This is a genomic window from Phenylobacterium sp. (assembly GCF_965229015.1).
Lineage (GTDB): Bacteria > Pseudomonadota > Alphaproteobacteria > Caulobacterales > Caulobacteraceae > Phenylobacterium.
On the sequence record NZ_CBDDIM010000002.1, the window covers coordinates 950,883 to 974,047 of the forward strand.

Consider the following 23,165-nt stretch of genomic DNA (forward strand, 5'->3'; position numbering starts at 1 on the left):
CCTCGCCTGCGCCTTTGAAAGGGGCGGGTTGCCCGCCGTTTTTACTGTTGCGCATTTTCGACGGTTCCGATACGTCTTCCTCGGGCTCGTTTAACCTTCGCCACGACCATGTTATGGCGAACGGTAAGGACTTCCTGGGACCGCGCCATTCGGCAATGGTGGCCAGGCGTTTTCAGGCGGTCCGTGTGACACATGACTGGAGAGACTCATGGCTACGTATTATTTTGACACAATGACGGCGGCGAACGCGGCGGCCTTCACTGGCACCGACACGCTCGTCTTCCCCTCGGCGGCCACGGCGACCGCCGTCTCGGTCGTCTACGTCCCGGCGGCGGGCGCCAGCCCGGCGCGCATCGACGTCACCTACGCCGGCACCACCCGTTCCTTCGACCCGGCCGTGATGACGACGGACAACGAGTTCAGCGTCTTCAGCGACGGCTCCGTCCTCGACATCGGTTCCAACAACGCTGACGGCCCGACGGCCGGTAGCGCTGTCAACGACGCCCTCTACGGCGGTGGCGGCAACGACACCCTGAGCGCGCTCGCGGGCAAGAACTACGCCCAGGGCAACCTCGGCAACGACAGCATCCTCGCCGGCACGGGCGCCGATACGCTCCTCGGCGGCCAGGGCGACGACACCATCAACTCCGACGATGGCGCCAACTACGTCCACGGCAACCTCGGCAACGACAGCCTCTTCGCCGGCACCGGCACGGGCGCTGACACCATGCTGGGCGGCCAGGGCAACGACTTCATCAGCGCTGGCGACGGCGCCAACCTGGTCTTCGGCGATCTGGGCAACGACACCCTGGTCGGCGGCACCGGCGCCGACAGCCTGCAAGGCGTGGACGGCAACGACAGCCTGGTTGGTTCCTCCGGCGCCAACTCGCTTGACGGCAGCACCGGCAACGACACCATCACCGCCACCGGCGGCAACGACGTGATCTTCGGCGGCGACGGCGATGACTCCATCGTGGCTGGCGACGGCGTCAACAGCGTCCAGGGCAACCAGGGCGCCGACAACATCACCGGCGGCATCAACAACGACAGCCTGCTCGGTGGCCAAGGCAACGACATCATCTCCACGCTGGACGGCTCCAACTACGCCCACGGCAACCTCGGCGATGACTCGATCCTCGGCGGCGCTGACACCGACACCATCCTCGGTGGTCAAGGTGCGGACACCATCGACGGCGCCGGCGGCGGGGACCTGATCTTCGGCGATCTGGGCTCCGACTCCCTGGTGACCGGCTCCGGAAATGACACCGTCTTCGGCGGCGACGGCGACGACGCCGTGTCCAACGTGGGCGGCGGCAACGACGTGGCCGATCTGGGCGCTGGCAACGACGCCTACACCGGCGGCGCCAACAACGACACCGTGACCGCGGGCGCCGGCAACGACGCCCTGAGCCTCGGCACCGGCACCAACTACGCCACCGGCGACCTCGGCAATGACTCCATCACGGGCGGCGCCGCCGGCCGGGATACGATCTACGGCAACGACGGCGCTGACACGATCACCGCCGGCGCTGGCACCAACTACGGCGATGGCGGCGTGGGCGACGACAGTCTCCTGGGCGGCGCCACCGAAGACACCCTGATCGGTGGCGACGGCGCTGACACCCTCAGCAGCGGGGACGGCCTCAACGTTCTCGACGGGTCCGCTGGTGCTGACTCCATCCTTGGCGGCGCCGACAACGACGTCATCACCGGTGGGGCCGACGCTGACACCATCAACGGCGCGGCTGGCGACAACAACATCGCCGGCGGCACGGGCAACGACTCGATCACGGTCGCGGCTGGTGCTCAGACGGTGTCCGGTGAAGATGGCAACGACACCATCAGCAGCACGGGCGCTGGCACGGGTGCGCTCTCGGGTGGGATCGGCAACGACTCCATCACGGGCGGTTCCGGGTCCGAGACCATCAACGGTGGTACGGGCGTGGATACGATCGCGGCCGGCTCCGGTGGCGATGATCGCTTCGTCTTCACGGCGGGCGACTCCTCCACCAGCGCCTTTGACCTGATCACCGGTGCGGTTGATGTTGCTGCGGCGGGTGGCCAAGACACCTTCGCGGTCGGCGTCACCGGCACGGCGACGAACTTCCTGCTCGGCACGACGGCCACCAGCCTGTCGCAAGCCATCGCGGATGCGACCTCGCTCATCGGCGGTGGTTCGCGCGACATCGTGGTCATCACGGTTTCGGGCACCACCAGCGACGATGGCGACTACGTCTTCGCCGACAGCTCCGGCACCAACTCGATCACCACGGCGATCAAGTTGACGGGCGCCACCGGCGGCTGGGACTTCGCCGACTTCGTCGCCTAAGACCGACGACGACGGACCAAGGTTTGGGGCCGCCCTTCGGGGCGGCCCCTTTCTTTTTGGGCGGATTTGTAGCGCCGCCGAATATCCGCTACGGCCTAGGCCGATGAGCAACGCGGCGATCTACTTCCACCCCGACGGCTATGACACCACCGGCGCCCGGCTGATGGGCCGGCACGCGGCGGGGGAGAGCTTCCTCCGGGGGTTCCTGCGGCACGCCGCGATCGACCGCCTGCATCTGTTCAACGCCGGAACGCGGCCGCCCGCGGCCCTGCAGCCGCTGCTGGACCGGATCGAGCCCAACCCGCACCCCGTGACCTGGCTGAGCCGGATGGGCAGGGGTAGTCTGGGCGACCCTGGATGCCTCTATCTCCCGCAGCCAACCCTGGCGGCGGAGTCCTGGCTGCGCCGCCCCCTCGGCCGGACCCGCTACAGCCTCTGCGGCATCACCCACACCACCGCCACCCACCGCGCGACCGACATCCTGGCGGACATGATGACTTCGCCGGTCGAGCCCTGGGACGCACTGATCTGCACCTCCGACGCCGTCCGCTCGGGCGTCGAGGCGCTGCTGGCGGCGACCCGGGAGGATCTCCGATCGAGACTGGGCGCGACCCGCTTTCCCACGCCGGAATTGGCCACCATCCCCCTAGGGGTCAACGCGTCCGACTTCGCCGCATCCGACGCGGCCCGCGCGGCCTGGCGCACGCGCCTCGACATTCCGGCCGACGCCGTCGTCGCCCTCTATCTCGGCCGCTTCCATGCCGCCGGGAAGATGAACCCCGCCACCATGGCCCTGGCCCTGGAGGCCGCGGCCCAGCAGACGGGCCAGCCGATCTACTGGATCGTCGCGGGCTGGTCGGCCACCGACGAGACGACCGCCATCTTCCATGATCAGGTTCGGGCCTATTGTCCCAGCATCCACTACCGGCCGGTGGATGGTCGCCCTGCGGACACCCGGTTTTCCCTCTGGTCGGCGGCCGACTTCTTCATCTCCTTTTCGGAGAACGTGCAGGAGACCTTCGGCCTGACGCCGGTGGAGGCGATGGCGGCGGGGCTCCCTTCGGTGGTCACCGACTGGGACGGCTACCGCGACACGGTCCGTCACGGCGTGGACGGGTTCCGGATTCCCACCACCGCGCCCAGGCCAGGCCTCGGGCGCGACCTGGCCTACCAGTACGCCAATGACTGGATCAGCTACGAGCTCTACCTGGCCACCGCCGCCCAGATGACCGGGGTCGACCATGGCGCGGCCACCGCGGCCGTGGTGGCCCTGGTGACCAATCCGCAGTTGCGGCGCACCATGGGGGCGGCCGCCGCGCGCCAGGCCCGGGACCACTTCGACTGGTCGGCGATCATTCCGCGCTATCAGGCGCTCTGGTCCGAGTTGGCGGTCCGGCGCAAGGCGGCCGCGGCTTCGGTGACCACGCAGCCATCCGTCACGGTCGACAATCCGCGGCGGCTCGATCCCTTCCTGCTGTTCGAAACCTATCCGACCCGCATCCTCGCCGTCTCCGATCGCCTGCGGGTGGCGCCCGGCATGGCCTGGGAGACCGGGCGGGAGCGATTGACCCATCCCCTCGGCGCGCTCGGCGCGGCCTGGGCCCTGCCAAGCCTGGCCGAGGCCGAGGCGGTCTTCAGCCTGCTATCCTCGCGGCCGGAGGCCAGGGTGGCGGAGATTCTCGAAACCTGCGCTCCGGGCCGGCGGTCATTCCTGGAGAGGGGCCTGCTGTGGCTGGTGAAGTTCGGGATCCTGGAGCTCGTCGACCCCCCGACCGTCCCGACCGCCCTCACGACCTGAGATCGCAACACCCCGCAAAGGGCGCGACCTAAAGCTCACGATTTTCGGAGAGGCGAGAGGCCGGGCGGCTCACCCTGGGGCTGACCGCCCGGCCAAAGCGACACAGCCTTGGAGAGCTCGGCTGACAGAAAACTGTAATCCAATTCAAAGGCGGAAAAAAGAAAATCCCGCTGTGGGGGAAATCAACAGTTCGAGAGGAGGCGATGAGAAGGCGCTCCGCCACCCCGCCTTTGGCGAGCCTGAGGCCTAGAGCGTCAGTTGCTCGGGCCGGTCCACCACGACCGCGCCGGCCCGAGTGACAGTATAACGCAAAGTATATCGGCCCGACGGCCAACCCGCGGCGGGCCGTTTCTTGCCCACATAGACAAGGTATTGGGCCTTGTCCCGGTCCAGGGGGGGCAGCTGGGAGCGGGCCAGGACCTGGCCGGCCGGATCGCTGAGGATCACGGTCTGGACGTCCCCCTGCCTCAGACGGATGGCGCGGGCGTAGGCCACCAGCATCGGGCTGTCGGCGGTAGGTGCGGCGATCCCGCCGGCCTCCACAGCTTCACCGGAAACCGGCGCCGCGGCGAAGCCGATGTTGAGCACGGCCCCCTGTTGATAGGCCAGTTTCCGACCGGTGGCGGGGTCCCATAGGCTGGACCCCGCGGCGGCTCCCGGATCGCAGGCCGCGCCGGGGGTCGGCGAGAAGGGATCGATGGTCACCCCGTTCCGCCGCACGGTGAGATGCAGGTGGGGATACTCGGTATTGCCCGACAGTCCGACCTTGGCGAGGGGATGACCTGTGTCCACCAGTTCGCCGGTCTTCACGACGATGCTGCCTCGGGCCAGGTGGCAGTACTGAGTCTCCCAGCCGTTCCCATGGTCGACCACCACCCCGTTGCCGCACTCACGGTTGGCCACATCGACGCCGGCGGCGCGCACCGAGATGTCCTCCACGCCATCTCGCAGACGGGTGACGCGGCCCGGGGCGGCGGCCAGCACCAGGACACCGGCGCGCTGGGCGGCCATGTCGCGAATCCGGAAATCGATTCCGCCGTGGGCCTCATAGGTCTGACCGCCGCAGCGATAGTCCTGGACCCCGGGACCGGGGTCGCGGTCCAGGTAGTTCTGCACCTCGCAGTCGACCCCGATGGCGCAGGCGATCGGCAGGGCCAGGCGCGGCGCGTCGGACGGCGGCGGCACGACGGCCGACACGGGCGTCGCCGGGGCTGGGGCGGGCTTGGGCGCTGTGGCGGCCGGCGTCCCGGGGCTGCAACCCGTGATCAGGACCACGGCGGCGAGGGCTGAGTAGCGGTTCACGGTCATTGGCCGGGCTCCTGGAGGCCACGATCCTGGGGGTGGGCTGGGACGGAACTGTGACGGGTCAGAACACGATCCCGGTGAGGGCCTTCAGCCGGGCGAGATCGGCGGCGTAGACCCCGCGCAGATGCTGGATATCGATCGGTTCCAGCCCCGCCATCTCCTGGCCGACATGGACCGCGCGCGGGCTGGTGGGCGGGGGCGGCGGCGCGCCCAGGAAGGCGCAGACCGCGCCCAGCACGCGGTTGGGATCGGTCCTCAGATCGTCGGCCTTCAGGGCCAGAATCTGGTCGCGAGGGAAGAGGCCGTAGAGGCGTTCGAACTGTTCGCCGTAGAAGCCGCGCTCCACATAGGAGAATTCCCGGTGATGGCCCCAGGGTTGGCTGTCGAACAGCCGCTGGCGGCCCTGGCGGACGCACCAGGCGAAGGGCTCGTGTTCGGCCCCGCGGGTGGTCTCCATCCGCCAGTGGGACCAGGCGCGCTCGACCGGGTCGCGCAGCATGACGATCAGGCGCATGGCCGGATTGTAGGCCGCGATCCGCTCCAGGCTCTGCGGCCAGTAGAGGTAGATGGGGGTCGCCTCGCCCACGACGGCGCCTGCCGTCGGCGGGAAGTGGGCGTGGTAGGCGCCGTAGTCGGGGCGGGTCCAGTCCACGGTCTCGTCGTCGAAGAAGTGGACTTCCTTGGTGGTGGAGAGCGCGATGCCCGGGACATCGCCCAGGTGATCGAACAGGGCCGTCGTCCCGGCCTTCTGCACACCGGCGATGATGAAGTCGACGAGGGGCATGGTACCTCTGGGCTCACCCTGGGCGCGAGACGGGGCGGCCCCGACCTACGCTTGGCGTGGATACGACTTCATGCGCGCGGCGACACGCGATAATAGGGAGGAGACCGCGCCGCCGGCCCTCGACGGGCGTAAGGCGGCGCCACGCTAGAACGGGTTTCAGAGCCTTGACCGCCAAGATCGACACCGCCGCGCACGCCGGCAAAGCCCCCGCGAGCGCCCGATGAAGGCGGTCATCCTGTGCGGCGGGCTCGGGACCCGCATCTCCGAGGAAAGCCATCTGAAGCCCAAGCCGATGATCGAGATCGGCGGCCGACCGATCCTCTGGCACATCATGAAGCTGTTCTCCCACTACGGCTTCAACGAGTTCATCATCTGCCTTGGCTACAAGGGCTACGTGATCAAGGAGTACTTCTCCAACTACGTGCTCCACAACGCCGACTTCACCGTCGACCTGGCCAGCGGGTCGATGGAGTACCACGCCACCAATCACGAGCCCTGGAAGGTCACCCTGGTGGAGACCGGGCCCGACACCATGACCGGCGGGCGGCTGAAGCGGGTGGCCAAGTACCTGACGCCGGGCGAGTCCTTCTTCTTCACCTACGGCGACGGCGTGGCGGACGTGGATCTTGCGGCCCTGGCCGCATTCCATAAGTCGCACGGCAAGCAGTCGACGGTGACGGCGGTCTCGCCCCCCGGCCGCTATGGCGCGCTCGACATCGTCAATGGCGCGGTGGAGCGGTTCATCGAGAAGCCGCCGGGCGACAATGGCCTGATCAATGGCGGCTTCTTCGTCCTGCAGCCGGAGGTGGTCAGCCGCATCGCCGGCGACGAAATCCCCTTCGAATCCGCGCCGCTGGAGGGCCTGGCCGCCGACGGCGAGCTGATGGCTTATCGGCACGAGGGCTTCTGGGCGGCCATGGACACCCTGCGCGACAAGAACCAGCTTGAAGCCCTCTGGGCCTCGGGCCGGGCGCCGTGGCACGTCTGGAAATGAGCCGACCCGATCCCGCCTTCTGGTCGGGCAAGCGCGTCCTGCTCACCGGCCACACCGGCTTCAAGGGCTCGTGGGCGGCGATCTGGCTGACCGCGCTCGGCGCGAGGGTCACCGGCCTGGCGCTCGCCCCGGACCAGACTCCCGCCCTGTTCGACCAGGCGGGGGTCGGGAGCCTGATCGAATCGAAGATCGCCGACCTGCGCGACCAGGCCGCTGTCGAGGCGGCGCTCAAGGGCTGTGACTTCGACCTGGTGCTGCACATGGCCGCCCAGCCGATCGTGCGGGCCTCCATCGAGGATCCGATCGCCACCTTCTCCTCCAACATCCTGGGCACGGCCCACCTGCTACAGACCCTGCGCAGGCAGGCGGACCTGAAGGCCGTCCTGGTGATCACCTCCGACAAGGTCTACGCCAACGCCGAGACCGGGCGGGCCTTCACCGAGACCGACGCCCTGGGCGGCAAGGACCCTTATTCGGCCTCCAAGGCGGCGGCCGAGATCGTCACCCAGAGCTTCGCCCGCAGCTTCTTCGACAAGGCCGGCGTGCCCGTCGCCACGGCGCGCGGCGGCAACGTCATCGGCGGCGGCGACTATTCCCGCGACCGCATCGTCGCCGACATCGTCCGCGCCGGTCAGGCCCAGGGGGTGACGGTGCTGCGCCATCCCGAAGCGACGCGCCCCTGGCAGCACGTGCTGGATTGCGTGGCCGGCTATCTGACCTATCTCGAGCGCCTGGCCACCGACCCCGCCGCCCCCCGCGCGTTGAACTTCGGCCCCCGCCCCGGTGGGCCGGAGGTGACGGTGGGCGAGCTGGCCACCACCGCGGTCAAGGCCCTGGGCGCCAAGCCCTGGCGCCACGAACCCGACCCCAACTCCCTGGAAGCCAGGTCCCTGGGCATCGACGCCAGCCTCGCCAAGCGCGTGCTGGGCTTCGAGAGCCGCCTCGACGCGCCGGTGGCGGTCGAATGGACCATGGACTGGTATCGGCTGCAGGCCGACGGCGGCGATGCGCTCACCCTGTGCCGGGACCAGATCTCGCGTTACGAAGGCCTTTGATGACTGTTCCCACCTGCCGCTTCTGCCGTGCGCCGCTCACCCAGGACTTCATCGACCTGGGCAGCCAGCCGCTGGCCAACAGCTACCTGACCCCGGCCCAGCTCGCCGCCGGGACCGAGAAATCGTACCCGCTGCACACGCGGGTCTGCGGCAATTGCTTCCTGGTCCAGGCTGACGATCCGGTGGCCGCCGACGACATCTTCGACGAGGGCTACGCCTATTTCTCCGCCTATTCGGCGAGCTGGGTGGCCCACGCCAAGCGCTATGCCGAGGCCATGGCCCAGCGCTTCAACCTGGGGCCGCAGTCCCTGGTGGTGGAGGTGGCCTCCAACGACGGCTACCTGCTGCAGCATTTCAAGGCCATGGGCGTCCCGGTCCTGGGGATCGAGCCCACGGCCAACACCGCCGAGGTCGCGGTCCATGAGCGGGGCATCCCCACCGAGGTCTCGTTCTTCAACGCCGCCACCGGACGCGCCCTGAAGGCCCGCGGCATCGCCGCCGACCTGATGGCGGGCAACAATGTCCTGGCCCACGTTCCCGACATCGGCGACTTCGTGGCCGGCTTCCAGTACGTGCTGAAGGCCGAGGGGGTGCTCACCTTCGAGTTCCCGCACCTGCTGAACCTGATCGAGCTGGTGCAGTTCGACACCATCTATCACGAGCACTATTCCTACCTGTCCCTGCTGGCGGTGGAGCGGGTGCTGCGGGCCAACGGCCTGCGGCCCTTCGACGTGGAGCTGCTGCCGACCCATGGCGGGTCGCTGCGCCTGTTCTGCGCCCATGAGGCGTCGAGCCATCAGGAAACCCAGGCGCTGAAGGACCTTCGCGCTCGCGAGCAGGCGGCGAACCTGGACAAGCTGTCGGGCTATCAGGGCTTCACCGCCCGGGCCGAGGCGGTGCGCGCCGACTTCCTGGCCTTCCTGGCCAAGGCGAAGGCGCAGGGCAAGACGGTGGCGGCCTATGGCGCCGCGGCCAAGGGCAACACCTTCCTGAACTATGCCGGCGTGGGGACCGACGACATCGTGGCGGTGTTCGACGCCAACCCGCACAAGCAGGACCACTACATGCCGGGCAGCCACATCCCGATCTATGCGCCGGCCAAGGTCGATGAGATCAGGCCGGACTACCTGCTGATCCTGCCCTGGAACCTGAAGGACGAGATCATGGGCCAGCTGGCCCACATCGCCGACTGGGGCGGCCGCTTCGTGACCGCCTCGCCGGAGACGAAGGTCATCAGCTGATGCGGTTCGCAGGGACAGCCATCGACGGGGTGACGGTGGTGGATCTCGATCCGGCCTCGGACGAGCGCGGATCCTTCGCCCGCCTGCACTGCCCCGACGAGTTCGCCGCGGCCGGCCATCCCTTCGTTCCGGCCCAGACCAGCCTGTCGCGCAACACCGCCGCCTACACCCTGCGCGGTCTGCACTATGAGGCGCCGCCGCGCGCCGAGGTGAAGCTGGTGCGGGCGACGCGGGGACGGATCTTCGACGTGGCGGTGGACCTGCGCCCCGACAGCCCCACCTATCTGAAATGGACCGGGGCCGAGCTGTCGGCCGACAATGGCCGGGCCCTGCTGATCGGGGCGGGCATGGCCCACGGCTTCATCACCCTGGAGCCCGACACCGACGTCCTCTACCAGATCGACCGGATGTTCGAGCCCGGCCACGGCCGCGGGGTGCGCTGGAACGACCCGGCCTTCGGCGTCGACTGGCCGGCCCGGCCGGCGGTCATCTCCGAACGCGACGCCACCTATCCCGACCACGGCGCCTGAGCATGGCCAGGATCCTGCTCACCGGGGCGACCTCCTTCACCGGCGTCTGGATCGCCCAGGCCCTGAGCGAGGCCGGGCACCAGGTGATCGCGCCCCTGAAGCGCGCGGCGGCCGACTATGACGGCCTGCGCCTGGACCGGATCGTTCGGCTGAAGGCCGTGGCCGACGTCACCTTCGCCGCCCCCTTCGGGTCGCCCGCCTTCCTCGACCTGTTGAAGGCCGCGGGCCCGTTGGACATCCTGGCCCACCACGCCGCCGACATCCCCGGCTACCGCAACGCCGACTATGACGTGGCCGCCGGCGTGACCCGCAACCTCGGCGGCGCGGGTCCGGTGTTCGAGGCCGCCGCCAAGGCGGGCGTGCGCGGGATCATCGCCACGGGCACCGGCTTCGAGGACGCTGCGGGCGGCCTGGCGGTCTCGCCCTATGGGCTGTCGAAGAAGCTCACCAATGACGGCTTCCGCCACCTGGCCCTATGGCGGGGCCTCGCCTTTGGCCGTTTCATGATCAACGGCCCCTTCGGTCCGCTGGAGGAGGGACGGCTGGTCTGGTCCCTGTTCCAGGCCTGGTTCGCCGGCCGGGCGGGGGTGGTCCGCACCCCGGACTATGTGCGCGACAACATCCCCGTGGTGCTCCTGGCGCGGGCCTATGCCGAGTTGGTGGCGGAGATGCTGCGGACGCCGAAGCTGGACCGGGTCTGCCGTCCGGCCGGCTATGTCGGCGCCCAGGGCGACTTCGCCCTGCGGGTGGCCAGCGAAGCCAGCGCCCGGCTCGGCCGCGAGTGCGCGGTGGAATGCCTGGCCCAGACCGATTTCCCCGAGCCCTACCTGGTGGCCAACACCGAACCGACCCTGACCCGGCCCTGGGACGAGACCGGATTCTGGGACGCCTATGTCGACTACTACCGCGAGGTCGAGGCCCGGGGCCTGCTCAACGCGCCGGCCTAGAGCGCGTCAGGGGCAAGTGGAAGGCGGTTAACCCGTCCGACGCGCTCTATCTCTTTGAATTAGAGCCCTTTTTGAACGGGTCAGATGAGTCCATCTGACCCTAAAAGGCTCTAGGCCTTGCCGGTGACCGCCTTCTCGATGAGATCGAAGAAGTCGTGGGCGAACTGCGTGGTCTGGCCGATGGGGCTGTTGCGCATCCGCTCCCGCAGGCCGGCCCGCAACTCGCTGATGCGGTTGGGATCTTCCGCCAGGGTCACCGCCGCGGCGATGTAGCCGTCCACGTCCCGGGCGCAGAGCTCGGGCATGTCGCCGTTCATCAGGCTGGAATAGCTGAGCCGCTCGAACAGGGTCTCCCCCACCAGGGTGACCACCGGCGTCCCCATCCAGAGGCTCTCGCAGGTGGTGGTGCCGCCGGTCTGGGGGAAGGTGTCCAGGGATATGTCCATCTGGTTGTAGAAGGGCAGGTGGGCGCCGCGGACCGCCTCGAAGCGCACGCGGTCGGCGCTGACGCCCTCCTGGGCGAACAGCGCCAGCAGGTTGTTGCGGAAGCTGTCGGATCCGCCCTCGGGCCGCACGAACATGAACTTCGAATTGGGGACCTTGGCGACGATCTTGGCCCAGGTGCGCACGAGGTCGCGGTTGTACTTGTAGGGATTGTTGGCCGTGCCGAAGGTGACATAGCCGTTGCGGGCCACGGGGGCGGGGTTCTCCACCGCCACGCGCTCGTTGAAGGCGCCGGCCGACAGGGCGAACCAGCCGTGCGGCAGGACCAGGGGCTTCTCGATCAGCAGGCCGTCATGCTCGGGCAGCATGAAGGGATCGACGATCAGGTAGTCGATGGCCTTCAGCCCCGCCGAGTGGGGATAGCCCAGCCAGCTCGCCTGCAGGGGCGCGGGCTTGTAGGCCATCACCGTCAGCTTGTTCATGTGGGTCGATCCGCCCAGCTCGATCAGCATGTCGAGCTGGTCGTCGGCGATCAGTTGGGCGGCGTCGCGGTCGCCGATGTCGGGGTTCCAGCGGAAGCCCTGCACCATGCCGGCGATGCGCTTCTGGGTCGGGTCCTCCTGGCCGGTATAGTAGGAGTAGCAATAGACCTCGAACCGGTCCCGGTCGTAGTGCTCGAAGAGCGGTAGCGAGAAGTAGGCCACCGGATGGGACCGGAGGTCGGAGGACATGAAGCCGACGCGGATCTTGCCGTTGGGCTGGCGCGGGGCCGGATGGGTGATCGGCCGCCGGGCGGCGATCTTCTCCACCAGTTCGCCCCAGATGCGGTGCTGGTGGACCAGTTCCTTGCGGTCCTCCGAGGTGCGGACCCGGGCCAGGTGTGAGAGCAGGGCGGTGTGGCGGCCGTTGGAGGCCCACAGGCGGCCCAGGTGCTGGAAGTCCCCCAGGGCGTCGGCGGCGTCGTAGTCGGCGACGCGGACGAAGATGTCGCTGGCCACCTTCACCGGGCCCGCCCCATCGCCGACCTTGTCGATCACGGGCTTCAGCAGCTGGTAGGCGCGCTCGAGGTTTTGCGCCTCGTCGCCCTGCCGAGTCCGGGAATAGCTTTCGGCCAGGGCGAGCTGGAACTCGGCGTTGTCCGGCTCCAGTTCGTGAGCCTTCTCCAGGTGGGTGTTGGTCCGCACCCGGTCGAAATCAGCCAGGGTCATGCCCAGCTGGTAGTGGATCCAGCCCTGGTCCCCCAGTTCGGTCAGCAGGCTGAGCAGATAGTCCTCGGACTCCTTGTTGCGGCCCGCCCGCCGCAGCATCACGGCCTTGGCCTCACGCATCTTGTGGCTGTCGGCCAGGGCCGCCACGGCCCGGTCGAGCACCGGCAGGGTCTCGGCCGCGCCCTTCACATCGGCGGTGAGCGAGGTCAGGTCCAGCCAGGCGTCGACATAGTCCGGCTTGAGCTTCACCGCGAGGTTGAAGCGCATCTCGGCCTTGTCGAGGTCGCCAGCGTTCCAGTAGGCGCGGCCCAGGGAGCGCTGGTGCTCGGCGTTGGTGGGCCCCTGGCGCAGGATGCGGGTGAAGACCTCGATCGCCGCCGGACCGTTCTTCATGTCGTTGAAGATGTTCCCACGGTTGATGTGGGCGGTCATGCTCTTGGGGTTGATCTTCACCGCCCGGTCCAGGACCTTCAGGGCCTCGGCGTGGCGGCCCAGGCGACGCAGGGCGACGCCCAGGATGTTCCACAGGTCGTAGTCGCGCGGATAGCGGCTGGTGGCGACCTCGGCCCAGTGCTGGGCCTGGTCGTACAGCTTTTGCCGGATCAGCATCGCCGTGAAGTTCTGGTAGACGCGCAGCGGGGCGTCGGGCTCGCGGGCCAGCTCCTCGGCGGTGAGGCGAATGCCTTCGTCCCGATTCCCAGCCTTGAGGGCGGCTTCGGCCGGGGCGAACCGTTCCATCGACATCGCGGCGTCCTGTCACGCGTGAGGGCTCGGGAATCCGAGGCGCCATCGGCCGCGATTGGGGGTTGTGGTGTGCGGGCTCGTCGTCGCGCCCGCGGTTGGCGGCAATCTAGAGTGCGACGGTCGCGGCGCCAACCGGTCAGCGGCTCAGCCGGGCTTTCCGCTGAACCGCCACTTCAGGGCCAGGATCGCCGCCGAGAGGGCCAGGCAGACGGTGTTGGAGGCGGCCACCGGCCAGCTCTCGATCAGCACGCCATAGGCCGTCCACAGGATGAAGCCGGTGACGGTCACCACGTACATCCGCAGCGACACCGAGGCGGCGTCCTTCTCGCGCCAGATCTTGGCGATCTGGGGGACGAAGCTGGCCATCGAGCAGAGGGCCGCCAGGGTTCCCACGAGATCGGTGAGCGACAGGTGGGGAACGGTCATGCGCGGGCCCTCTTCAGCGCCGCAGAAAACGGACGCCCGAGGCGCGGGTTGCCTTTGGCCCACAAGAAAGGGCGCGGGAGGGGAGTCCCGCGCCCGGCGACCTTCGCGAGGGGGACCTCAGCGGGGCTTGTAGATCTTGTCGAACACCCCGCCGTCGGCGAAGTGCACGGCCTGGGCCCTCTTCCAGCCGCCGAAGGTGTCGTCGATGGTGGCGAAGGGGATCTTTGGGAAGTTGGCGGCGTACCTGGCCACCGCCTGCGGATTGCGCGGCCGGTAGAAGTTCTTGCCGATGATGTCCTGGGCCAGCGGGCTGTAGAGGAAGTTCAGATAGCCCTCGGCGATGGTCCGGGTCTTCTTGCGGTCCACCACCTTGTCGACGATGGCCACCGGCGGCTCGGCCAGGATCGAGCTGGACGGGTAGACGATGTCGAACTTGTCGCCGAACTCCTCGCCGGCCAGATGGGCCTCGTTCTCCCAGGACAGCAGGACATTGCCCAGGCCGCGCTGGGCGAAGGTCACGGTGGAGCCGCGGGCCCCGGTGTCGAGCACCGGCACGTTGCGATAGATCTGCTCGACGAAGGCCTGGGCCTTGGCCGGGTTGCCGCCCGGCGCCCGCAGGGCCGCGGCCCAGGCGGCCAGATAGGCCCAGCGCGCGCCCCCCGAGGTCTTCGGGTTCGGCGTGATGACCTCGATCCCGGGCTTCACCAGGTCGGGCCAGTCGCGGATCTTCCAGGGGTTCCCCTTGCGGACCAGGAAGACGATCGTCGAGTAGTAGGGGCTGGAGTTGTTGGGCAGGCGAGATTGCCAGTTGGCCGGCAGCAGCCTGGCCTTGGCGGCGATCTCGTCGATGTCGGAGGCGAGCGCCAGGGTGACGACATCGGCCTGCAGGCCGTCGATCACCGAGCGGGCCTGCTTGCCCGAACCGCCGTGGCTCTGGTTGATCACCAGGTCCTGGCCGGTCTTGTCCTTCCAGTACTTGGCGTAGGCGGCGTTGATCTGCCTGTAGAGCTCCCGGGTGGGGTCGTAGCTCACGTTCAGCAGGGTGATGGGCTTGGCGCCGGCGGCCAGGGCGGGGGCGGCTGCGGACAAGGCGGCGCCGATCGCCAACACGCCGCGGCGCGTTGGCGTGTTGAGATCACGCATGGATCGAAATCCTTAGGGTTGCGGCTCGGGCTAGAAGGCCAGTTGCGAGCGTAGATTGAGGGCGTGGTAGTCCTGGCCGATAGCCAGACCCGCGGCGTTCTTCCGGTCCACGCTGACGTTGTAGTAGTCGAGCATGAACTTGACGGCGGGGTTGGGGAACCAGTTCACCCCCACCGTCCAGATGTCCTGCTGGCCGCCGCGCACGCGGTCGGCGGCGACGAGGCTGTTCTCCGCATAGTTGAGATCGATGGTGGAATACCGGGCGGCCAGCTCCCAGGCGCCCCATTGGCCCTTGGCGAGGTCGAAGGGCTTGTCGACGCCGGGCGCGTCAAAGGCCGCGGTGGTGATGTTGTACTTGCGCCGTTCGCCGGTCAGCACCCAGCCGCCCTCGACATACCAGCCCTTGAAGCTGGGATCCGACGCGCCAACGGCCGGATTGCGGCGGTCGACGGAGATGTCGAAGTACTCACCCTGGACGAACAGGTTCTGCTTCTGGGCGGCCAGTTCCAGGCCATAGGCCTGGGCGCCCTTGGCGTCGATCTGGCCGGTGTCGATGAGCCGCGTGCCGTCGACCCGCAGTTCGGGACGTTCGCGAAGCTGCAGGGCGTAACGGGTGGCGGCCGCGGCGCCCAGGTCGGTGGGCTGGGCTACGATGCTGGCGTTGGCGCCCACATGCACCAGCCAGTCGAAGCCGTGGAGCGGCGTGCCGGCGACCCGCAGGGCGTAGCCCTGCTGCTCGTCGAAGATCGGAGCGTTGAAGGCCGTGGCGCCGGAGTTCAGGCTCTGGACCAGGGGCCCGGTGGCGATGGCCGAGGCGAACCAGTGGTCGCCGTTACCGATCACGCCGGCGCCGATACGGGTGTCGCCGCCGGCCAGGCCGCGGGCGATGTCGGCGGCGGCCGGACGCTCGGGGAACAGCGCCCCATTGGTGGAGGCCGCGTCTTCGAGGCCGAGCGGCGGGGCGAAGGCGCCGACCCGGAACCGCAGGGGCTTGAGGCCCGAATACTGGACCCACATCTCCTGTACGCGGCCAGAGTCCTCGGCGCCGCTGCCGCCGAAGTCGAAGAGGATGTTGTAGTCGAAGGCGCCGAACACCTTGCCGTCGACGCCGATGCGGGCGCGGCGGAAGTTGGCGCCCCCCGACAGGTCACGGGCGGTGACGGCGGCCGGCAGGCGGTCCTCCTGGTCGTACTTGGCGGTGTCGAGCTGCATCACCCCGTGCAGGGTGGCGGAGAACTTGCCGTCCGAGGTGGCGATGGTCGGCTTGCCATTGGCGATGGTGGCCGAGGTGGTGGTGGCGTCGGTGCGCAGGGCCGCGATGCTGGCCCCCGTGGAGACCTTCAGGTCGGCGATCTGCGCCTGCAGCAGGGCGAGCTGCGCCTCGAGCGCGGCGATCTTGGCGTCCGTGGCCGGATCAGCCGCGGCCAGGCCGGGCCAGGCCAGGACGAGCCCCGCGGCCCCCACCAGCAGTTTCGATTTCCAAGCCATTTGGCCTCTAGCCCCTCGTTTGTTGGAGTTTTCCAAAACTCAGGCCCGTAAAGACCGGATAAATCCCATCGGATAAATAGAGATTGATTTGAAGCGAACGCAGATTTCCTGACAGGGCCGCCAAGCTTGGGCGGCTGTCATGTCGGTGTCATAAGTCTGGAGCCTGCTCGGATATTGCAGTTTCGGAGATTCGCCTTGTCGCAGACGCCGCCGCGCCGATGGCTCCGGCTCTCGGGCCCGGCGCTGATCACCGGCGGCCTGGGCGTCCTGGCCTTGCTGGTGATCTCCGCCGGAAGAGGCGATCAGAGCGACGCCGCGGCCTGGATGGCCCTGGTCGTGGCGCTTCTGGTCCTGGCCGTCGCCTGGCGGGCCGGTCAGCTCGCGCAGGAGGCGACCGAGGCGCCGCAGGTTCCGGCGCGGCCGCCGCACGAGAACGCGCCGCCCTATGTCAGCATCATCAACGCCCTGCCCGACCCGGTGCTGGTGATCGCAGCGCATGAACCCGATGACCTCACGGGGCGGCGCTTCGTGGTGGTCAACGAGGCCGCACGCGACCTGCTGAGAATTCAACACGACGCCGGCCTCCTGGTTACGGCGATTCGCGACCCGCAGGTGCTGGAGGCGGTGGATGAGGCCCTGTTCGGCGGTCTCGACAGCCAGGCGATCTACGCCCTGGGCGGGGCCCAGGCCCGGGTGCTGAGGGCCTTCGCCAAGCCGCTCGGCGAGGCGCCGGACGGCTCGCGCCTGGCCCTGCTTGTGCTGCGCGACGAGACCGACATCCGGCGGGCCGAACAGACACGCGCCGATTTCCTGGCCAACGCCAGCCACGAGTTGCGCACGCCGCTCGCCTCCCTCAGCGGCTTCATCGAGACCCTGCGCGGTCATGCCCGCACCGACGAGGCGGCGCGGGAGAGGTTCCTGACCATCATGTCGACCCAGGCCGAGCGGATGGCGCGCCTGATCGACGACCTGCTCTCGCTTTCCCGGATCGAACTCAACGAGCACATCGCCCCCCAGGGCGAGACCGACCTGACCTTGGCGGTGATGGACGTGGTCGACGCCCTGGGGCCGCTGGCCCGTGAGCGCGGCGTGACCCTGGCCCCCTGCCTGCCGCCGCGGGGCGAGGTGGTGGTGGCCGGTGACCGCGACCAGATCGTCCAGGTGGTGCAGAACCTCGTGGACAACGCCCTGAAGTACTCCCCCAAGGGCGAGGCGGTGACCATCGCCCTGCAGTCGGCCCTGACCGCCGACGCCGCCGCGGCTCCCCTGCGGCCCCAGGCCGCGCGCCTGTCCCTGCTCACCCCGGATCATGGGCATGATCTCTATGCTGCTTTGCGGGTGTCCGACTCCGGGGTTGGCCTCAAGCGTGAGCATTTGCCGCGGCTGACGGAGCGGTTCTATCGGGTCGAGGGCCAGAAGAGCGGCGAGCGGTCCGGCACCGGCCTGGGCCTGGCCATCGTCAAGCACATCATGAACCGACACCGGGGCGGCCTGGCGGTGGAGAGCGTGGAGGGGGAGGGGACCACCTTCAGCGCCTATTTCCCGCTTTCCGCCGCCGCCCTGGCCATGCCGGAGCCGCCCATCGAGGGCGCTGTTACAAAACCGTCTTAGAAGTGTCGTAAGCCGACAGCATTGCGCAGGCAGGTTCCGCGCGGTGTCAGGCGGATCTCCGTCGGGCATGTTGTTTAGGCTTTGGAGCCCCGATGCTCACCTGGATCGCCCTGCTGGCGCTCTTCCTGTTCTCCGGCGCGACCTACGCCTTCGGTCGCCGCAAGGCCCAGGCCCTGGTCCGCGGACAGAAGGGCGCTCTCCATTCCCTGCCGGGCTACCATGGGAGCTATGTGGCCCTGTGGGCGGGCCTGCCGGCGGCTCTGGTGGTCCTGGCCGCGGCCATGTTCGGCGGCCGCATGGAAGCCGCTCTGCTGCGGGCCGACATCCCCCCCGCCGTCGCGGCCCTGCAGGGCCAGATGCAGGACGTGTTCTTCGACGACGCCCGCGCCCTGGCCCACGGCGGCCAGGCCAGCGAGACGGCCTATGACGGCGACCTGAGGGTCGCGCTGGAGGCCAAGGCCCAGCAGGCCAAGCGCCTGGAGCAGCTGATCCGTTACGGGGCCCTGGCGGCCGGGGCGGTCCTGGGCCTGGCGGGTCTGGCGCTGGCCTATCCGCGCATCAGCCCCACCTTCCGCGCCCGCAACCGGGTGGAGGGCTGGATCGCGGTGCTGTTCATCGCCTGCGCCGTCACCGCCATCCTGACCACGGTCGGCATCGTCGCCTCCCTGGTCTGGGAGAGCTGGCGCTTCTTCCAGTCGGTGTCGCCGATCGACTTCCTGCTGGGGACCGACTGGGACCCGCAGATCGCCATGCGCAGCGACCAGTACGCCACCAAGGGCGCCTTCGGGGCCGTGCCGCTGTTCGTGGGCACCTTCCTGATCATGCTGATCGCCATGATCGTCGCCGCCCCCATCGGCCTGTTCTCGGCGATCTACCTGTCGGAATACGCCCGGCCCCTCACCCGGGGCGTGGTCAAGCCGCTGCTGGAGATCCTGGCCGGGGTGCCCACCGTGGTCTACGGCTTCTTCGCCGCCCTCACCGTGGGGCCGATCTTCCGCGAGGGCTTCAACAGCCTGGGGCGCCTGATGATCGGCGGCCCCCTGGACGGCCTGGGCCTCTATCTCAGCCAGGTTCAGAACCAGATGGCCCTGGTGGCCGGCGCGGTGATGGGGATCATGCTGATCCCCTTCGTCTCCTCGCTTTCCGACGACATCATGAACGCGGTGCCCCAGTCCCTGCGCGACGGCAGCCTGGCCATGGGCGCCACCCGCTCCGAGACGGTGAAGAAGGTGGTCCTGCCCGCGGCCCTGCCCGGGATCATGGCCGCCATGCTGCTGGCCGTCTCGCGGGCCATCGGCGAGACCATGATCGTCACCATGGCCGCCGGCCTGCAGGCCAAGACCACCCTCAACCCCCTGGACACCGTGACCACGGTGACGGTGCAGATCGTCACCCTGCTGACCGGCGACCAGGAGTTCGACAGCCCCAAGACGCTCTCGGCCTTCGGCCTGGGTCTCACCCTCTTCGTGGTGACCTTCATCCTGAACGTGATCGCCCTGCGCATCGTCCAGAAGTACCGGGAACAGTATGACTGACGCCGCCCTCCCCATCGACAAGGCCGCCTTCCGCCAGGGGCTGGAGGCGCGCCTGAAGAAGCGCTACGCCCAGGAGCGGCGTTTCCGCCTCTATGGCCAGCTCGCCATCACCCTGGCGCTGGGCTTCCTGGTGCTGCTGGTGGGCCGCATCGCCCTGCAGGGTTATTCCACCTTCATCGACTACCAGATCACCCAGTCGATCTATGTCGATCCGGCCAAGGTCGATCGCAACGACATCGGCGGCGCCAATTTCGATCTGCTGGTGGCCGACCAGATGCTGGCCCGGCTGGGGGAGAAGGACGACGAGTTCGGCGAGAGCTCGGGCAAGATGATGGACATCATCTCCAACGACTTTGGCTTCCAGCTGCTGAAGATGGTCAAGGCCGACCCGACCCTGATCGGCAAGACGGTCAAGGTGAGCGGCCCGGTCAAGGCCGACGCCGCCCTCTACTACAAGGGCGAGCTGAAGCGCTCGACGCCGGAGACCGAGCGCAAGCTCGACAACCGGCAACTGGCCTGGCTCGACCGGATGCAGGCCTCCGGGGCGGTGTCCAAGGGCTTCAACTTCGGCTTCCTCACCAAGTCCGACTCCACCGAGCCCGAGCAGGCCGGCGTCCTGGGCGCGGTGGTGGGCTCGGCCATGATGCTGCTGGTGACCGCGGTCCTGGCGGTGCCCATCGGGGTGCTGGCGGCCACCTATCTGGAGGAGTTCGCGCCGAAGACCCGGTGGACCGACCTCATCGAGGTCAACATCAACAACCTGGCCGCCGTGCCCTCCATCGTCTACGGCCTGCTGGGCCTGGCGGTGTTCATCAACTGGCTGCACGTGCCCAGGTCCTCGCCCCTGGTGGGCGGGCTGGTCCTGGCCCTGATGGCCCTGCCGACCGTGATCATCGCCACCCGCTCGGCCCTGAAGGCGGTGCCGCCCTCGATTCGCGAGGCCGCCCTCGGCGTCGGCGCATCGCGCACCCAGACGGTGTTCCATCACGTCCTGCCGCTGGCCATGCCCGGCGTCATGACCGGCGCGATCCTGTCCCTGGCTCACGCGCTCGGCGAGACCGCCCCCCTGCTGATGATCGGCATGATCTCCTTCGTCCCCGGCGTGCCCGAGGGCTTCACCGGGGCCGCCACCACCCTGCCGGTCCAGGTCTTCATCTGGGAAAACGCCTCGGAGCGCGCCTTCCACGAGCGCACCGCCGCGGCGATCCTGGTCCTCCTCGCCTTCATGATCATCATGAACCTGGCCGCGATCCTGCTTCGCCGCCGCTTCGAACGCCGGTGGTAGTCCGATGATCCCGCGTCAAACCTCAAGGTCCCCCATGCCCAGCCAGCGCGATGACAGCCAGGCCCAAGGCGCCGCGCCGGTCCACATCGCCGTGGACCGCGCCCACGCCGACGGAGCCGCCACGGGCATCAAGATCCGCGCCCGCGACGTCAACGTCTTCTATGGCGACAAGCAGGCCCTGTTCGATGTCTCCCTGGACGTGCCGGAGAAGTCGGTGACCGCCCTGATCGGGCCCTCCGGCTGCGGCAAGTCCACCTTCCTGCGCTGCATCAACCGGATGAACGACACCATCCCCGGCGCCACGGTGCGCGGGCGGATCGAGCTGGACGGCGAGGACGTCAACGACCGCTCCATCGACCCGGTGATCCTGCGCGCCCGGGTCGGCATGGTGTTCCAGAAGCCGAACCCCTTCCCCAAGACCATCTTCGAGAACGTCGCCTACGGCGCCCGCATCCACGGCCTGACCAGCAGCAAGGCCGAGCTGGAGGCCCTGGTGGAGACATCCCTCAAGAAGGCCGGTCTCTGGGGCGAGGTGGCCGACCGGCTGCACCAGCCCGGCACCGGCCTCTCCGGAGGCCAGCAGCAGCGCCTGGTGATCGCCCGCGCCATCGCCGTCTCGCCGGAGGTGATCCTGATGGACGAGCCCTGCTCGGCCCTGGACCCCATCGCCACGGCGCGGATCGAGGAGCTGATCGACGAGCTGCGCAATCAGTACTGCATCGTCATCGTCACCCACTCCATGGCCCAGGCCGCGCGGGTGTCGCAGAAGACCGCCTTCTTCCACCTGGGCAAGCTGGTGGAGGCTGGTCCCACCGGCGAGATCTTCACCAACCCGCGCGACAGCCGCACCCAGGACTACATCACCGGCCGGTTCGGCTAGGGGCACGACATGAACGAGCACATCGTCAAATCCTACGAAGACGAGCTGAACACGCTCACCGCCGAATGCGCGCGGATGGGGGGGCTCACCGAGGCCCAGGTGGGCGACAGCATCGAGGCGGTGGTCAAGCGCGACCAGGCCCTGGCCGAGGCCATCGTCGGCCGCGACGAGCGCCTCGACGTGCTGGAGGCCGACATCGAGCGTAAGGCCATCCGGTTGATCGCCCTGCGCCAACCGATGGCGAACGACCTACGCAAGACCGTGGCGGCGATGAAGATCGCCATGAACCTGGAGCGCTGCGGGGACCTGGCCAAGAACATCGCCAAACGCACCCTGGTGCTCACCGAGGCCGAACCGATGAGCCCGCTGACCCGCTCCATCGAGCGGATGGGCAAGCTGGTTCTGGGCCGGCTGAAGGACGTGCTGGACGCCTATACCGGTTCCGATCTCGACCGGGCCCTGGCCGTCTGGTCCCGCGACGACGAGGTCGACGAGCACTACAACAGCCTGTTCCGCGAGCTGCTGACCTACATGATGGGCGATCCGCGCACGATCACCGCCTGCGCCCACATGCTGTTCGTGGCCAAAAACCTGGAACGGATCGGCGACCACGCCACCAACATCGCCGAGATCATCCACTACGAGATCACCGGCGCCGAGACCATCGGCTCGGCCCGGCCCAAGACCGACGACCTGCTGCGGGACGCCTGATCATGATCCCTAACATCCTGGTGGTGGAGGACGAGGACGCCCTGTCCACCCTCCTGCAATACAATCTCGAGAAGGAGGGCTACGACGTGGTCGTGGCCGCCGACGGCGAGGAGGCCCTGACCCTGGTCAGCGAGCGCCTGCCCGACCTGATCGTGCTGGACTGGATGCTGCCCAAGGTCTCGGGCATCGAGGTCTGCCGCCGGCTGCGCCAGCGCACCGAGAGCCGCAACGTGCCGATCATCATGCTGACGGCCCGCGGCGAGGAGAGCGACCGCATCCGCGGCCTCGACACCGGCGCCGACGACTATGTCATCAAGCCCTTCGCCATGAGCGAGCTGTCGGCCCGCATCCGCGCTGTGCTGCGCCGCATCCGGCCGGGCTTGGCCGAGGATCGGGTCCATATCGGCGATCTGGTGATCGACCGCGTCGCCCACCGGGTGAAGCGCGCCGGGTCCGAGGTCCACCTGGGCCCCACCGAGTTCCGGCTGCTGGACTACCTGATGCAGCACCCCGGCCGGGTCTTCTCCCGCGAGCAGCTGCTGGACGCCGTCTGGGGCTCGGACGTCTATGTCGAGGCCCGCACGGTGGACGTCCATATCGGCCGCCTGCGCAAGGCCCTGAACCGCCAGGAGAGCGAAGCCGATCCGATCCGCACCGTGCGCTCGGCGGGCTATTCCCTGGACATGGACGCCTAGACCCGGAGGGGC

General features: G+C 68.6%; 19 protein-coding genes. 13 read left to right on the forward strand and 6 right to left on the reverse strand.

Annotated features, from left to right (window positions below; all coding sequences use genetic code 11):
* The first annotated feature begins 208 nt into the window (after nt 1–208).
* Nucleotides 209–2,329: a beta strand repeat-containing protein gene (locus ACO06I_RS20845; RefSeq protein ID WP_421934536.1), complete on the forward strand. Its 2,121-nt coding sequence runs from the start codon at nt 209–211 to the stop codon at nt 2,327–2,329.
* A gap of 103 nt (nt 2,330–2,432) precedes the next feature.
* Complete coding sequence (locus ACO06I_RS20850; protein WP_421934537.1) at nt 2,433–4,127, forward strand: glycosyltransferase family 4 protein; 1,695 nt, start codon at nt 2,433–2,435, stop codon at nt 4,125–4,127.
* A 246-nt stretch (nt 4,128–4,373) separates the two neighbouring features.
* Here the strand turns inward: ACO06I_RS20850 and ACO06I_RS20855 are convergent, their stop codons facing one another.
* Both ACO06I_RS20855 and ACO06I_RS20860 read right to left on the reverse strand, forming a co-directional pair.
* Complete coding sequence (locus ACO06I_RS20855; RefSeq protein WP_421934538.1) at nt 4,374–5,435, reverse strand: M23 family metallopeptidase; 1,062 nt, start codon at nt 5,433–5,435, stop codon at nt 4,374–4,376.
* A 58-nt stretch (nt 5,436–5,493) separates the two neighbouring features.
* The gene (locus ACO06I_RS20860; protein WP_421934539.1) at nt 5,494–6,216 is read right to left on the reverse strand and encodes a sulfotransferase domain-containing protein; all 723 of its coding nucleotides are present in this window, start codon (nt 6,214–6,216) and stop codon (nt 5,494–5,496) included.
* 220 nt (nt 6,217–6,436) lie between these two features.
* Here ACO06I_RS20860 and rfbF point away from each other — a divergent pair, with 220 nt between their 5' ends.
* Genes rfbF through ACO06I_RS20885 form a run of 5 tightly spaced genes read left to right on the forward strand, consistent with a single transcriptional unit; the run spans nt 6,437 to nt 10,983 of the window.
* The gene (gene rfbF, locus ACO06I_RS20865; protein ID WP_421934540.1) at nt 6,437–7,210 is read left to right on the forward strand and encodes a glucose-1-phosphate cytidylyltransferase; all 774 of its coding nucleotides are present in this window, start codon (nt 6,437–6,439) and stop codon (nt 7,208–7,210) included.
* The gene (rfbG, locus tag ACO06I_RS20870; protein WP_421934541.1) at nt 7,207–8,265 is read left to right on the forward strand and encodes a CDP-glucose 4,6-dehydratase; all 1,059 of its coding nucleotides are present in this window, start codon (nt 7,207–7,209) and stop codon (nt 8,263–8,265) included. The genes rfbF and rfbG overlap by 4 nt, the downstream gene beginning before the upstream one ends.
* Nucleotides 8,265–9,506: a methyltransferase domain-containing protein gene (locus ACO06I_RS20875; RefSeq protein WP_421934542.1), complete on the forward strand. Its 1,242-nt coding sequence runs from the start codon at nt 8,265–8,267 to the stop codon at nt 9,504–9,506. Before rfbG ends, ACO06I_RS20875 begins: the two co-directional genes overlap by 1 nt.
* Nucleotides 9,506–10,036, forward strand: a complete 531-nt coding sequence (locus ACO06I_RS20880) for a dTDP-4-dehydrorhamnose 3,5-epimerase family protein (protein ID WP_421934543.1) — start codon at nt 9,506–9,508, stop codon at nt 10,034–10,036. Before ACO06I_RS20875 ends, ACO06I_RS20880 begins: the two co-directional genes overlap by 1 nt.
* A 2-nt stretch (nt 10,037–10,038) precedes the next feature.
* Nucleotides 10,039–10,983: an NAD-dependent epimerase/dehydratase family protein gene (locus tag ACO06I_RS20885; protein ID WP_421934544.1), complete on the forward strand. Its 945-nt coding sequence runs from the start codon at nt 10,039–10,041 to the stop codon at nt 10,981–10,983.
* A 110-nt stretch (nt 10,984–11,093) separates the two neighbouring features.
* Here the strand turns inward: ACO06I_RS20885 and ACO06I_RS20890 are convergent, their stop codons facing one another.
* The 4 genes from ACO06I_RS20890 to ACO06I_RS20905 form a co-directional block, all read right to left on the reverse strand.
* Nucleotides 11,094–13,379 carry a tetratricopeptide repeat protein gene (locus ACO06I_RS20890; protein WP_421934545.1) on the reverse strand — a complete coding sequence of 762 codons (2,286 nt, stop codon included), beginning with the start codon at nt 13,377–13,379 and terminating at the stop codon, nt 11,094–11,096.
* Nucleotides 13,380–13,523: 144 nt separating this feature from the next.
* The gene (locus ACO06I_RS20895; RefSeq protein ID WP_421934546.1) at nt 13,524–13,805 is read right to left on the reverse strand and encodes a SemiSWEET family sugar transporter; all 282 of its coding nucleotides are present in this window, start codon (nt 13,803–13,805) and stop codon (nt 13,524–13,526) included.
* A gap of 117 nt (nt 13,806–13,922) precedes the next feature.
* Nucleotides 13,923–14,948, reverse strand: a complete 1,026-nt coding sequence (locus tag ACO06I_RS20900; RefSeq protein WP_421934547.1) for a sulfate ABC transporter substrate-binding protein — start codon at nt 14,946–14,948, stop codon at nt 13,923–13,925.
* A 30-nt stretch (nt 14,949–14,978) separates the two neighbouring features.
* On the reverse strand, nt 14,979–16,436 hold the full coding sequence (locus tag ACO06I_RS20905) for an OprO/OprP family phosphate-selective porin (RefSeq protein ID WP_421934548.1): 1,458 nt from the start codon (nt 16,434–16,436) through the stop codon (nt 14,979–14,981).
* Between the two features lie 195 nt (nt 16,437–16,631).
* On the opposite strand from ACO06I_RS20905, the gene ACO06I_RS20910 reads away from it, so the two are divergent.
* The 6 genes from ACO06I_RS20910 to phoB all read left to right on the forward strand — a co-directional run bounded on the left by ACO06I_RS20910 (nt 16,632) and on the right by phoB (nt 23,153).
* Complete coding sequence (locus ACO06I_RS20910) at nt 16,632–18,047, forward strand: ATP-binding protein (RefSeq protein ID WP_421934549.1); 1,416 nt, start codon at nt 16,632–16,634, stop codon at nt 18,045–18,047.
* Nucleotides 18,048–18,139: 92 nt separating this feature from the next.
* Nucleotides 18,140–19,582: a phosphate ABC transporter permease subunit PstC gene (pstC, locus tag ACO06I_RS20915; protein ID WP_421934550.1), complete on the forward strand. Its 1,443-nt coding sequence runs from the start codon at nt 18,140–18,142 to the stop codon at nt 19,580–19,582.
* Nucleotides 19,575–20,867, forward strand: a complete 1,293-nt coding sequence (gene pstA / locus ACO06I_RS20920) for a phosphate ABC transporter permease PstA (protein WP_421934551.1) — start codon at nt 19,575–19,577, stop codon at nt 20,865–20,867. Before pstC ends, pstA begins: the two co-directional genes overlap by 8 nt.
* A 34-nt stretch (nt 20,868–20,901) precedes the next feature.
* Complete coding sequence (gene pstB / locus ACO06I_RS20925) at nt 20,902–21,747, forward strand: phosphate ABC transporter ATP-binding protein PstB (RefSeq protein ID WP_421934552.1); 846 nt, start codon at nt 20,902–20,904, stop codon at nt 21,745–21,747.
* Nucleotides 21,748–21,756: 9 nt separating this feature from the next.
* Nucleotides 21,757–22,458, forward strand: a complete 702-nt coding sequence (gene phoU, locus ACO06I_RS20930) for a phosphate signaling complex protein PhoU (protein ID WP_304701434.1) — start codon at nt 21,757–21,759, stop codon at nt 22,456–22,458.
* 2 nt (nt 22,459–22,460) lie between these two features.
* Nucleotides 22,461–23,153 carry a phosphate regulon transcriptional regulator PhoB gene (phoB, locus tag ACO06I_RS20935; protein ID WP_304701435.1) on the forward strand — a complete coding sequence of 231 codons (693 nt, stop codon included), beginning with the start codon at nt 22,461–22,463 and terminating at the stop codon, nt 23,151–23,153.
* Nucleotides 23,154–23,165 lie beyond the last annotated feature (12 nt).

Bases quoted from the DNA above. Each gene is read 5' to 3' on its own strand.
- ACO06I_RS20875 (WP_421934542.1), top strand. From the start codon at position 8,265: ATGACTGTTCCCACCTGCCGCTTCTGCCGTGCGCCGCTCACCCAGGAC.
- rfbF (WP_421934540.1), top strand. From the start codon at position 6,437: ATGAAGGCGGTCATCCTGTGCGGCGGGCTCGGGACCCGCATCTCCGAG.
- ACO06I_RS20850 (WP_421934537.1), top strand. From the start codon at position 2,433: ATGAGCAACGCGGCGATCTACTTCCACCCCGACGGCTATGACACCACC.
- phoU (WP_304701434.1), top strand. From the start codon at position 21,757: ATGAACGAGCACATCGTCAAATCCTACGAAGACGAGCTGAACACGCTC.
- pstA (WP_421934551.1), top strand. From the start codon at position 19,575: ATGACTGACGCCGCCCTCCCCATCGACAAGGCCGCCTTCCGCCAGGGG.
- ACO06I_RS20905 (WP_421934548.1), bottom strand. From the start codon at position 16,436: ATGGCTTGGAAATCGAAACTGCTGGTGGGGGCCGCGGGGCTCGTCCTG.
- ACO06I_RS20880 (WP_421934543.1), top strand. From the start codon at position 9,506: ATGCGGTTCGCAGGGACAGCCATCGACGGGGTGACGGTGGTGGATCTC.
- ACO06I_RS20845 (WP_421934536.1), top strand. From the start codon at position 209: ATGGCTACGTATTATTTTGACACAATGACGGCGGCGAACGCGGCGGCC.
- ACO06I_RS20890 (WP_421934545.1), bottom strand. From the start codon at position 13,379: ATGTCGATGGAACGGTTCGCCCCGGCCGAAGCCGCCCTCAAGGCTGGG.
- phoB (WP_304701435.1), top strand. From the start codon at position 22,461: ATGATCCCTAACATCCTGGTGGTGGAGGACGAGGACGCCCTGTCCACC.
- ACO06I_RS20860 (WP_421934539.1), bottom strand. From the start codon at position 6,216: ATGCCCCTCGTCGACTTCATCATCGCCGGTGTGCAGAAGGCCGGGACG.
- pstC (WP_421934550.1), top strand. From the start codon at position 18,140: ATGCTCACCTGGATCGCCCTGCTGGCGCTCTTCCTGTTCTCCGGCGCG.
- ACO06I_RS20895 (WP_421934546.1), bottom strand. From the start codon at position 13,805: ATGACCGTTCCCCACCTGTCGCTCACCGATCTCGTGGGAACCCTGGCG.
- rfbG (WP_421934541.1), top strand. From the start codon at position 7,207: ATGAGCCGACCCGATCCCGCCTTCTGGTCGGGCAAGCGCGTCCTGCTC.
- ACO06I_RS20885 (WP_421934544.1), top strand. From the start codon at position 10,039: ATGGCCAGGATCCTGCTCACCGGGGCGACCTCCTTCACCGGCGTCTGG.
- ACO06I_RS20855 (WP_421934538.1), bottom strand. From the start codon at position 5,435: ATGACCGTGAACCGCTACTCAGCCCTCGCCGCCGTGGTCCTGATCACG.
- pstB (WP_421934552.1), top strand. From the start codon at position 20,902: ATGCCCAGCCAGCGCGATGACAGCCAGGCCCAAGGCGCCGCGCCGGTC.
- ACO06I_RS20900 (WP_421934547.1), bottom strand. From the start codon at position 14,948: ATGCGTGATCTCAACACGCCAACGCGCCGCGGCGTGTTGGCGATCGGC.